The 2124-nt window shown below is 58.9% G+C and carries 2 protein-coding genes and 1 pseudogene; 2 read left to right on the plus strand and 1 reads right to left on the minus strand.

Annotated features, from left to right (window positions below):
- Positions 1-219 (minus strand): annotated as a pseudogene (locus FEM54_RS31120) (transcriptional regulator HexR); the annotation flags it as partial.
- Between the two features lie 219 nt (positions 220-438).
- Here FEM54_RS31120 and zwf point away from each other — a divergent pair.
- The gene (gene zwf / locus FEM54_RS31125) at positions 439-1905 is read left to right on the plus strand and encodes a glucose-6-phosphate dehydrogenase (protein WP_099550450.1); all 1467 of its coding nucleotides are present in this window, start codon (positions 439-441) and stop codon (positions 1903-1905) included.
- Positions 1892-2124, plus strand: a 233-nt coding sequence (locus FEM54_RS31130; RefSeq protein ID WP_171045951.1) for a 6-phosphogluconolactonase, incomplete at its 3' end; no start/stop codon positions are given. The genes zwf and FEM54_RS31130, both read left to right, overlap by 14 nt.

Here is a 2124-nt window from a genome sequence, read left to right on the forward strand (position 1 = left end):
TTGCGCCAGCTGCAATTTAAGTTCAGGGTAACCGCTGACGCCGAACGAACGGCAGAAACGGTTGACCGTCGGTTCACTGACCGAGGCGGCTTGGGCGAGGGCGGCGATCGAGAAGCGGGTTGCCTGCTGTGGGTTTTGCAGGATGACCTCGGCGACTTTTTTCTCGGCCTTGTTCAATTCTTCGAGGCGGTTCCGGATCTGTTCCAGAAGATTTCGCACGCGGTCCATTCAGTCTTTCCTTCGGGCGACGATGCAAATAAAGGGCGGTAACCCATCGACGAGTGGCCCTTTGCGGTGGCCTATCCTACTGAGGGTAGCTGAACACCACCACTCGGAATGCGTATTTCGGGAAAATGTTGTGGTTATTACTACATTTTTCCTTGAGTGATGCCTTGAAAAAAGGTATTTGTAGCTTAACTTGATAAAAGAACAAACATCATGCCTTCGATAACCGTAGAACCCTGCACCTTTGCCCTGTTTGGCGCCTTGGGTGATCTGGCGCTGCGCAAGTTATTTCCTGCCCTCTACCAACTCGATGGCGCCGGGCTGCTGCACGACGATACGCGCATCCTGGGCCTGGCCCGTGAAGCCGGTTCCGAGCAGGAGCACCTGGCCCATATCGAAAAAGAACTGCGTAACTACGTCGGCAAGGAACTCGACGAAGCTGTGGCCGCGCGCTTCCTGGCGCGTCTGGCCTACGTGCACGTCGACTTCATGAAAGCCGATGACTACGTCGCTCTGGCCGAAAAAGTCGGCAGCGACCAACGCCTGATCGCCTATTTCGCCACCCCGGCGGCGGTGTATGGCGCGATCTGCGAGAACCTCGCCAAGGTCGGCCTGGCGGACAACACCCGCGTGGTGCTGGAAAAACCCATCGGTTCGGACCTGGAATCCTCGCGCAAGGTCAACGACGCCGTGGCGCAGTTTTTCCCGGAAAACCGCACCTACCGCATCGACCACTACCTGGGCAAAGAAACCGTACAGAACCTGATTGCGCTGCGTTTCGCCAACAGCCTGTTCGAAACCCAGTGGAACCAGCACTACATTTCCCACGTGGAAATCACCGTGGCCGAGCAGGTCGGTATCGAAGGCCGTTGGGGTTACTTCGACAAGGCCGGCCAACTGCGTGACATGATCCAGAATCACTTGCTGCAGCTGCTGTGCCTGATCGCCATGGACCCACCGGCCGACCTGTCCGCCGACAGCATCCGTGACGAGAAGGTCAAGGTGCTCAAGGCCCTGGCGCCGATCAGCCCGGAAGGCCTGACCACCCAAGTGGTGCGCGGCCAGTACATCGCCGGCTACAGCGCCGGCAAGCCGGTGCCAGGCTACCTGGAAGAAGAGAACTCCAACACCCAGAGCGACACCGAGACGTTCGTCGCCCTGCGTGCCGATATCCGCAACTGGCGTTGGGCTGGCGTGCCGTTCTACCTGCGTACTGGCAAACGCATGCCGCAAAAGCTGTCGCAGATCGTCATTCACTTCAAGGAACCGTCCCACTATATCTTCGCCCCCGAGCAGCGCCTGCAGATCAGCAACAAACTGATCATCCGCCTGCAGCCGGACGAAGGTATTTCCTTGCGCGTGATGACCAAAGAGCAAGGCCTGGACAAGGGCATGCAACTGCGCAGCGGCCCGCTGCAACTGAATTTTTCCGACACCTATCGCAGTGCACGGATTCCCGATGCCTACGAGCGGCTGTTGCTGGAAGTAATGCGCGGCAATCAGAACCTGTTTGTTCGCAAAGATGAAATCGAAGCCGCGTGGAAGTGGTGTGACCAGTTGATCGCCGGGTGGAAAAAATCCGGTGATGCGCCCAAGCCGTATGCGGCGGGGTCCTGGGGGCCGATGAGCTCAATTGCACTGATCACGCGGGATGGGAGGTCGTGGTATGGCGATATCTGAATTGAAACTGCCTCAGGGCGTGACAGCCCATGAGTACCGCACGCCGGTGTTGCTGGCCGATGGCCTGGCCACTGACGTGGCCGAGCAACTGCGCGCGGCCATCAGTGCCCGTGGCGAAGCGACCCTGGTCGTGTCCGGTGGCCGCAGCCCCGTGGCGTTTTTTCAGAACCTGGCCAAACAAGGCCTGGACTGGTCCAAGGTCACCATCACCCTGGCCGA

Origin of the sequence: Pseudomonas edaphica (genome assembly GCF_005863185.1) — a bacterium.
In the GTDB taxonomy this organism is placed as follows: Bacteria; Pseudomonadota; Gammaproteobacteria; order Pseudomonadales; family Pseudomonadaceae; genus Aquipseudomonas; species Aquipseudomonas edaphica.

Bases quoted from the DNA above. Each gene is read 5' to 3' on its own strand.
- zwf (WP_099550450.1), top strand. From the start codon at position 439: ATGCCTTCGATAACCGTAGAACCCTGCACCTTTGCCCTGTTTGGCGCC.